Annotated in this window: 6 protein-coding genes and 1 pseudogene; 5 read left to right on the forward strand and 2 right to left on the reverse strand. The window is 62.3% G+C overall.

Going from position 1 to position 9162, the window contains the following annotated elements; genetic code table 11:
• Nucleotides 1–483: 483 nt before the first annotated feature.
• Nucleotides 484–1536 (reverse strand): hypothetical protein, encoded by a 1053-nt coding sequence (locus QM682_RS18250; protein ID WP_415132344.1) that lies wholly within the window; start codon nucleotides 1534–1536, stop codon nucleotides 484–486.
• Between the two features lie 745 nt (nucleotides 1537–2281).
• Here QM682_RS18250 and QM682_RS18255 point away from each other — a divergent pair.
• The 5 genes from QM682_RS18255 (at nucleotide 2282) to QM682_RS18275 (ending at nucleotide 8224) form a co-directional block, all read left to right on the forward strand.
• Nucleotides 2282–3067, forward strand: a complete 786-nt coding sequence (locus QM682_RS18255; protein WP_415132346.1) for a GH25 family lysozyme — start codon at nucleotides 2282–2284, stop codon at nucleotides 3065–3067.
• On the forward strand, nucleotides 3034–3699 hold the full coding sequence (locus QM682_RS18260; RefSeq protein WP_415132348.1) for a CPBP family intramembrane glutamate endopeptidase: 666 nt from the start codon (nucleotides 3034–3036) through the stop codon (nucleotides 3697–3699). Before QM682_RS18255 ends, QM682_RS18260 begins: the two co-directional genes overlap by 34 nt.
• Before the next feature lie 60 nt (nucleotides 3700–3759).
• Entirely contained in the window at nucleotides 3760–5535 is a 1776-nt protein-coding gene (gene aspS, locus QM682_RS18265; RefSeq protein ID WP_415132350.1) for an aspartate--tRNA ligase, read from the forward strand.
• A 130-nt stretch (nucleotides 5536–5665) separates the two neighbouring features.
• Nucleotides 5666–7036, forward strand: a complete 1371-nt coding sequence (locus tag QM682_RS18270; protein WP_415132352.1) for a DUF1800 domain-containing protein — start codon at nucleotides 5666–5668, stop codon at nucleotides 7034–7036.
• Nucleotides 7037–7045: 9 nt separating this feature from the next.
• Nucleotides 7046–8224: a DUF1501 domain-containing protein gene (locus tag QM682_RS18275; protein ID WP_415132354.1), complete on the forward strand. Its 1179-nt coding sequence runs from the start codon at nucleotides 7046–7048 to the stop codon at nucleotides 8222–8224.
• A gap of 324 nt (nucleotides 8225–8548) precedes the next feature.
• On the opposite strand, the pseudogene QM682_RS18280 reads toward QM682_RS18275, so the two are convergent.
• A pseudogene (locus QM682_RS18280) lies at nucleotides 8549–9162 on the reverse strand (membrane-bound PQQ-dependent dehydrogenase, glucose/quinate/shikimate family); the annotation flags it as partial.

The raw sequence follows: 9162 nt of genomic DNA on the forward strand, positions 1-9162 counted from the left end.
CGATCAAGGCGGCGCTGGACCCGCTGGGCATCATGAATCCGGGCAAGCTGATCCCGGATTTGGGGTAGGGCTGGCAGGGCGGGCCGGCGAGGTGCTGCCGGGCTGGAGGGTAGCGATCAGGTTTGCCTTCATGCGCTCACCCCCGCAAACCCCAGCGCCGTATTGACGTCATAGAATCTTTGAGCCCATTGCCGACATTCAGCAGTCCAGCAGAGGTGGCAGTTCCAGAAAAATGCGGCCGCAGACCGAAAGTTGTGTCGGATATCCATCTGCGCTACAGCTTATCGTACTCGGCCATTCATATTTCTGTCGAAACGCCGGCCGGGCTTGATTGGCTGGTTGGCAACTGCACACGGACACCGTTTTTTAATTTCTGTCGTCAGCGGCTGTTTTCGATAAAAATTGTAAGATCGTTGATATTGGTGTGTGAACTGGGTTCCAGTGAACGCTGAATAAGACATCGCAAGTTATGAAAGTGGCATCTCAGTCCGATGTATTTTTCGGAAGCTTCACCGGGTAGCCTAGGTTCTTGCTCGGGTCGAAGAAGGGCGATAGAATATTCCGTGGCACCTTGCCGCTATTGATGTCCATCACTTCCCAGTCGTTCTTCTTTTCTGTAGTTTTCCCCCAAATTGAAAACTGGCCATGGTCGGCCTTTTCGGATATGTATTTTAGAATATGATTTCTTTCGCGTTCCCATGGGCGCTTCTTTCTATTGTCTTGTATAAAATCTATAAGGAGTAATGAAAATATTGCCAATCGAACATTCTTTTTTGCGATAAATTTAGAAATATTACATGAGTAGAAGTTTACAATATCGGCGTCTCTATTTTCTTTCTGAATGATCGAGACAAAATTGGACCAGCTGATTGGCTGAGTGTTTTCCCATTTGTCCGACCTTTCCGTCATCATCTCGCCAAGCTCCATGGCCGCGTCGCGCCAGATGACAGTACCTCCTGGATATTGCCCGCTCGCGAGCGCAGGAAGTAATTTTAAATTGATATAAAAATCGAAAAAATCACGCGATGAATGGTTTGAAATTCCTGAGACGGTGTTTTGATACTTCTCAATTGCCGATAAAAATCGGAAGAACCTGTACACGCATGTGTCGCGTTTGCTGTTTTCTAGGCTATTTCGTGACACAGTTTGGGGCGTCCACGTCCTCGAATAGTCGTCCGCAAAGTCGCCGGGCTCATCTGGTTGATTCTTAAATATCTCTGAAAATCGCGCGACTAGACGAGTTGCCTCATGTAAGACGATCTCTTGATGCATTCTGTGCTGAAGGCCCAGCTGCCGATCATCAAATTTCTCTTTGACTGCAAGCCTGGTCTCTTCGGCTGCCTTGGTTAAGGACTCTGTTTTTATAATGAGCTGGTGTATGTCCTCCTTGCTGGCATAGTTTTCCCCAAGCTTTTTCAGGTAACTGTAAAGAAATACTCCTAACGCTGCAATGGCTGGCGCTACTATCATAAATATTTCTATTGGAAGTGATGTGTTCAAATGGTCAATAATTATCTGAGCGATTTCTTTTTCCACGGCATCCATCCTTCAAGAGGTTTCTATACTAAGGGAGTTTTGACCAAAGGAATGAACGGCAATATTGTTCTAATCCGCGACATTTTTTATTGATGAAATAACAATATGTTAAGTCCACCGCATCTCCTGAATTTCTGCGGTAACTTTTATGGCGTGACCCAAAGAGGAATTGAGTGGCGCCTCTCTTTGTCTGCGCCCCGAATCTATATGATGGTATCATCCCGTAGTCTCTTGGTAAACTAAATTTCACTCTCCATATGGCTGACCGGCGAGGAAAGCTGTTCCTTATGGCCTCTGCGGCGTAGACAGTGCGGGCTTTATTGAGCTGACAATATCGACCCAACCGGAAAGTGGCGCAAACCGGTCAAAATGTCAGTTTTTGGTGCGCTCTAGGCGGCGCTGGGGCATCTCTTGCCGCTTGCCCACCCTCCGGGTCAGGCGCAGCTACTATGAATTTGTAATGTTGCCATTGCAGCGGAGGGGCGCTCTGTTCTGCCAATCCACACACGCCATCTTGCTTCCTGACATACCCCCGGTGCACGCCTTTCACACCCCGAAACCCGGCATTTTCCGGCCCTGGCCACCCTTCGCCCGGCCCCCCGTGCATCACGCGGCGCAGGCCGCCGTCGCGCCGCTCGGGGCCTCTGACATATTCGTGACTGTCACGCCATCGTGACACAGCCCCGTGTCTTTGCGATAAAGGCCCAAAGCGCCGAGGACAGGCGCGATGGGGCAAAGGGCAGACATGACGTATCTGATGAGACTGGTCTCGGTCCTGCTGCTGGTCGCGCTGGCGGCTTGCGGCGGCCGGCCGACATATCAACGCCCGGTGATGGCGGGGCAGGGGATGGGGCCCAGGTTCGGCGACAGCGCGCCACATGCCTGGGTCGGCGGGCATCCCTATGACCACCAGGTGCATGGCATCGACATCTCGCGCTATCAGGGCGATGTCGATTGGCAGACGGTGCGCGGCTCGGGCGTCAGCTTCGCCTTCATCAAGGCGACCGAGGGCGGGGATTGGGTCGATCCGAACTTCCGCCGCTACTGGTATGAGGCCGGTGCCGCCCGCATTCCGCGCGGCGCCTACCACTATTTCTATTTCTGCCGCTCGGGCACGCAGCAGGCGGCCTGGTTCATCCAGAACGTCCCGCGTGAGCGGGGCGCGATGCCGCCGGTCGTGGACCTGGAATGGACCCCCTCCAAGACCTGCCCGCGCCGTCCCCCGGCCGATGAGGTCCTGCGTGAGGCCAAGATCTTCAAGGACATCCTGCACCAGTATTACGGCCAGCGCCCGATCATCTATACGACCGTGGACTTCTATCGCGACAACCAGCTCAACCGCTGGCCCGAGGAGTTCTGGCTGCGCTCGGTCGCGGGCCATCCCCGCATCGTCTATCCGGGCCAGCCCTACAGCTTCTGGCAGTATACCGGCACCGGGCAGGTTCCGGGGGTCCGGGGCAATGTGGACCTGAACGTCTTTGCTGGCGATCCCGCACAATGGCGGATCTGGCTCAGCCGGAGGCTGCAATAAGCCCCGCCCTGCTTCGGGCCGAATTCGCGGCGCTCTATCTGGGGGCGCCGCTGCTGATCGCGGTCTTCATGCCGGGCCATCTGCTGTTCGCGGCGCTGGCGCTTTTCAGCCTCGCGGGGCTGGCGCTGCTGTGGTTCACCGGCGGCTTCGACTGGCCCGGTCTGGTCCGGGGCTGGCGGCGCCTGCCATGGCTGGAAATCCTGGCCATGATCCTGATCACGACCTTGATCGGAGCTTTGATCCTGTCCTTCGCCAGGCCCGGCGCGATCTTCAACATGGCGCGGAATCGGCCCGAATTCATGCTGGTCGTGTGGTGCCTTTACCCGATCCTGTCCGCGCTGCCGCAGGAGCTGATCTTCCGCCCGCTGTTCTTCCACCGCTACGCGGCGATCCTGCCCACGGGCCGCGCGGCCATTGCCCTGAACGCGGCGGTGTTTTCCTTTGCCCACCTGATGTATTGGTCCTGGATCGTGGCGGTCATGACGTTCCTTGGCGGCTGGTGGTTCGCCCGCGCCTATCTGCGCTTCGGCTTTCCCGCCGTCTGGGCCCTGCACGCGGTTGCGGGCAATGCGCTCTTTACCGTCGGAATGGGGGTCTATTTCTATTCCGGCAATGTGGTTCGCCCCTTCTGATCCGCTTGACTTCCCGCCCGTGTCGCGGTTCATGCGTCGGCTGATACAAGGGGAAAAGTGATGAGCGCCTATCGCAGCCATACCTGCGGCCAGCTGACCGCCGCCAACGCCGGTTCCGAGATCCGCCTGTCGGGCTGGGTCCACCGCGTCCGAGATCATGGCGGGGTGCTTTTCATTGACCTGCGCGACCATTACGGCATCACCCAGGTCATCGCCGACAGCGACAGCCCGGCCTTTGCCGGCCTGGAAAAGCTGCGCGCCGAGACGGTGATCCGCATCGACGGCAAGGTCAAGCTGCGCGATGCCAGCCTGGTGAACCCCAAGCTGCCGACCGGCGAGATCGAGGTTTATGCCACCGCCATGGAGATCCTCGGCCCGTCGGACGACCTGCCGCTGCCGGTCTTCGGCGACCAGGATTACCCCGAGGAGACGCGGCTGGCCTATCGCTTCCTGGACCTGCGCCGCGAAAGCCTGCACAACAATATCATGCTGCGCTCGCGCGTGATCCGCTCGATCCGCAATCGCATGTGGGATCAGGGCTTTACCGAGTTTCAGACCCCGATCATCACCGCCTCGTCGCCCGAGGGGGCGCGCGACTTCCTGGTGCCCTCGCGGCTGCATCCGGGCAAGTTCTACGCGCTGCCGCAGGCGCCGCAGCAGTTCAAGCAACTGATCATGGTCGCGGGCTTCGACCGCTATTTCCAGATCGCGCCCTGTTTCCGTGACGAGGATCCGCGCGCCGACCGCAGCCCGACCGATTTCTATCAGCTTGACCTGGAAATGTCCTTCGTCGAGCAAGAGGACGTTTTCGGCGCCATCCAGCCCGTCATTCAGGGCCTGTTCGAGGAGTTCGGCGGCGGCCGTCCGGTCGATGCGGACTGGCCGCGCATCCCCTATGCCGAGTCGATGCTGAAATACGGCTCGGACAAGCCCGACCTGCGCAACCCGATCGAGATGCAGGTGGTTTCCGACCATTTCCGCGGCTCGGGCTTTGCGATCTTCGCCAAGCTGCTGGAACAGGACGGCACCCAGATCCGCGCCATTCCCGCGCCGACCGGCGGTTCGCGCAAATTCGCCGACCGCATGAACGCATTTGCCCAGTCGCAGGGCCTGCCGGGGATGGGCTATATCTTCTGGCGCAAGGCCGAGGACGGCACGACCGAAGCCGCCGGTCCCATCGCCAAGGCGCTTGGGGCGGAAAAGACCGAGGCGATCCGGGCGCAGCTTGCCCTGGGCGAGGGCGACGCCGCCTTCTTCCTGGGCGGCAAGCCCGAGGCGTTCGAGGCCGTCGCCGGCCGTGCCCGCAACGAGATCGGGCGCGAACTGAAGCTGACCGACGAGAACCAGTTCAAATTCGCCTGGATCGTCGATTTCCCGATGTATGAGAAATCGGACGAGGGCAAGATCGATTTCAGCCACAACCCGTTCAGCATGCCGCAAGGCGGGCTTGAGGCGCTGTCGGGCGACCCCTTGCAGATCAAGGGCTATCAATACGACCTGGCCTGCAACGGCTATGAGCTGATCTCGGGCGCGATCCGCAACCACCGCCCGGACATCATGTTCAAGGCGTTCGAACTGGCGGGCTATGGCCATGACGAGGTCGAGAAGCGTTTCGGCGGCATGGTCAAGGCGTTCCGCTATGGCGCGCCTCCGCATGGCGGCTGCGCGGCGGGGATCGACCGGATCGTGATGCTGCTGGCGGATGAGCAGAACATCCGTGAGGTGATCATGTTCCCGATGAACCAGCGGGCCGAGGACCTGATGATGGGCGCGCCAAGCGAACCCACCAACGAGCAGATGCGCGAGTTGCGCCTGCGCTCGCTGCCCAAGGAATGATCCTGCCGCCGAAAGCCTGGTCAGGCTTTCGGCGCCGGTGACCCTCTGCCAAAAGCGTGAACTGACCTTTCCGCCCGTGCATGCGATAATGGGATCGGGAAGTGCAGTTCCCGGCCAAGCAGGTGGATGAATGTCCTTCGGTTTTCCTGAAATCGCCGCCATCCGGTTGGGTTATGGGCTGTCGCCGCTTTTCCCGCCCCCGGCCGATCCGGCGGCGGTGCTGGACAGCCTGCCCGAGGCCGCGCCTGGTCCCGACGCGATCAGCACGGACCAGGCGCGCGAGATCGCGCTGCGGCTGGCCGATCTGACCCGAGCGCGCAAGACGGGGGGCGAGGCCGAGCTTGAGGCGTTTCGCGTCGTCAACAAGCAGACGAGCGCCTTGTTGGCGCAGGATCTGCAACGCCGCGTGGTGCGCGCGCTGGACGCGCCGGTCGGTTTCGGCGAGCGTCTGGTCCAGTTCTGGGCCGACCATTTCACCGTCAGCCCCAAGGGTCAGGCCCAGAACGCGCTGGCCATGGCCTTTGTCGACGAGGTTGTGCGGCCGCATCTGGCCGGCCGGTTCGAGGATATGTTCTTCGCCGCCGAGACGCATCCGATGATGCTTCTTTATCTGGACCAGAACAGCAGCCGGGGGCCGAATTCGCCCTTTGCCCGCAATCGTCCCGAGCGTGAGATCGGGCTGAACGAGAACCTCGCGCGCGAGGCGCTGGAACTGCATTCCATGGGCGTCGGGGCGCCCTATACCCAGACCGACGTGCGCGAACTGGCCGAGCTTCTGACCGGGCTGACCTATACCGCCAAGCAGGGCTTTACCTTCAACCGCAACGCCGCCGAGCCGGGGGCCGAGACGGTGCTGGGGGTCAGCTATGGCGGGCGGCGGCAGGGCGGGCTGGACGACATCCGCCAGGCGCTGCACGACATCGCCCGCCGCCCCGAGACCGCGCAACACGTCTCGCGCAAGCTTGCGGTGCATTTCATCTCGGACGAGCCGTCCGAGAATCTGCTCCGCGCCATGGTGGCACGCTGGCGCGACACGGATGGCGATTTGCCCCAGGTCTATCGCAGCATGATCGCCCATCCCGACCTGGGCGCGGATCTGCGCGACAAGGTGCGCCAGCCCTTCGACTATATCGTCGCGGCGCTGCGGGCGCTGGGGGTGACGGGGGCGCAGGTCGCGGCGCTGGACATGCCCGAATTCCAAAGACTGATCGGCTCTTCGCTGACCCAGATGGGCCAGAACTGGCTGCGCCCGACAGGCCCCGACGGCTGGCCCGAAGAGCCCGCCGCCTGGGTCTCGCCCCAGCTTCTGGCGGCGCGGATCAATTTCGCCCTGCGGGTGCCCGCGAAGCTGGTGCCGGCGCTGCCCGATCCGCGCGCGCTGCTTGGGACCGCCCTGGGCGGCACCCAGTCCGAGGCGCTGGCCTGGGCCGTCCCCAAGGCCGAGAGCCAGGCCGAGGGCGTGGCCCTGGTCCTGGCCTCGAACGATTTCAACCGGCGATAGGAGCCGCGCATGAACCTGGACCGCCGCCTGTTTCTGAAAAGCGCCGCGCTGATCGGCTGCTCGGCGGCCGCGCATCCGCTGATGACCTCGATGACCTTCGCCTCGCTGCCTTCGGACAACCGGCTGGTGGTAATCATCCTGCGCGGCGCGATGGACGGGCTGGACGCGATCCAGCCCTATGGCGACCCGATGCTGGGCAAGCTGCGCCAGACCATCTCGACCGGGCCGCAGGGGGGCGCGCTGGACCTTGACGGCTTCTATGCGCTGCATCCCAACCTGGCGCCGCTGCTGCCCTTGTGGAAGGCGGGGGAACTGGCTTTCGCCCATGCGGTGTCCACCCCCTATCGCGACAAGCGCAGCCATTTCGACGGGCAGGACCTGCTGGAAGCTGGGACCGGCAACGATCTGCCGGTGGACCGCCGCATCGGCGGCTGGCTGAACCGGCTTTTGCAGGCCATGCCGCAGGCGCAGGCAGAGACGGCTTACGCGGTGGGGCTGGACCAGTTGAAGATCCTGTCGGGAGAGGCGGCGCATCTAAGCTGGGCGCCCCGCGCCTCGCTGACGTTGACGCCCCAGGCGCAGATGCTGCTGGAGCATGTCTATCACGAGGATCCGCTGTTCAGGAATGCCGTGACCGACGCGATCCGCATCGGTGCCGAAACCGACGATATCGCCCGCCTGCAAGGTCCCACCGCCGAGGCCGCCTCGCTTGGTGCCTTCGCCGCGACCCGGCTGAACGGCGCGGCCCGGATCGCCGCCTTTTCCATCGCCGGCTGGGACAGCCATTCCAAGCAGGGGCCGGTGATCGGCAAAGCGCTGGATCGGTTGGCGGCCTCGATTCTGGCGCTGAAAGATGGGCTTGGCCCGAACTGGAACCGCACGACGGTTCTGGCGATGACCGAATTCGGCCGCACCGTGCGCGAGAACGGTTCGGGCGGCACCGATCACGGCACCGGGGGCGCGATGATCATGGCCGGCGGTGCGATCCGGGGCGGGCGGGCCTATGGCGACTGGCCTGGCCTGGCCGAGGGCCAGCTTTACGCCGACCGCGACCTGATGCCCACGCGCGACATCCGCGCCTATGCCGCATGGGCGATGCGCGGCCTTTTCGGAACCGAGCGGGACTTGCTGGAGCGGGCGATCTTCCCAGGTCTCGACCTTGGCGGCGATCCGAGGATTCTGGCCTGATTTCCTTATCCGGTTCGGGGGAATTCAAGGCTTTGCGGGGTGATGGCGATCAACGGGTGGCCGCCTGTGTCCCAAGGCGATTTGCCTTGCGGCAATGGCCCGGCCGGGACAAGGGATGCGCCGTCCGCGCCATCGCGATTGAGGACGTGCCCGCTCCGGCCGGTGGCATACTCGTCTTCGCGGCCAAAGCGCCTCGCGTCCCCAGGCCGGCATATCCGAGGGAGCGCGCGCCTAGCGGTCAGCAAGACCATGGAAAGAAAGCGTTTTATCAAGGGACATGCCGCCAGGGCGCGCGCGACGGCGCCCCCCGGCCTTCGCGTTCGCCTAGGGCAGGGCGTAGGCGATGACGTAATCGCCACGGTCGGGCGACTGGCGCGCGCCGCCGGCGGTGACGACCACATATTGCTTGCCCGTCACAGGCGAGCGGAAGCTCATCGGGCCGCCCTGGCTGCCGACCGGCAGGCGGGCCTTCCAGACTTCGCTGCCGCTGCGGGCGTCGAAGGCGCGCAGATAGAAGTCCTGCGTTCCCGCGATGAACACCAGGCCCGATTGCGTGGCAAGCATCGGGCCAAGCGTCGGCATGCCGATGGGCAGCTTCAGGCCCATGCGGATGCCCAGGGGGCCGGTATCCTGCACCGTGCCGACCGGAACCTGCCAGACGAGTTGATGCGTCTTCAGGTCCACCGCCGAAAGCGTGCCGAAGGGCGGTGCCTGGCATGGGATTGCCCAGGGGTGACAGGAAACGCTGGCGCATGGCCCCGAAGGGGGTGCCAAGCTGGGGGGTATGACGCCCATTTCGATGCCGCTGCCGCCCTTCATCTGGTCGCGCGGGATCATGTAATTCGCCAGTCCCAGCCGCATGTCGTTGACGAACATGTAATTCGTCGTCGGATCGATCGAGACCGAACCCCAGTTCATTCCGCCCAGCGAGCCGGGCA

This window comes from Paracoccus sp. (in: a-proteobacteria), from assembly GCF_047605025.1.
GTDB lineage: Bacteria > Pseudomonadota > Alphaproteobacteria > Rhodobacterales > Rhodobacteraceae > Paracoccus.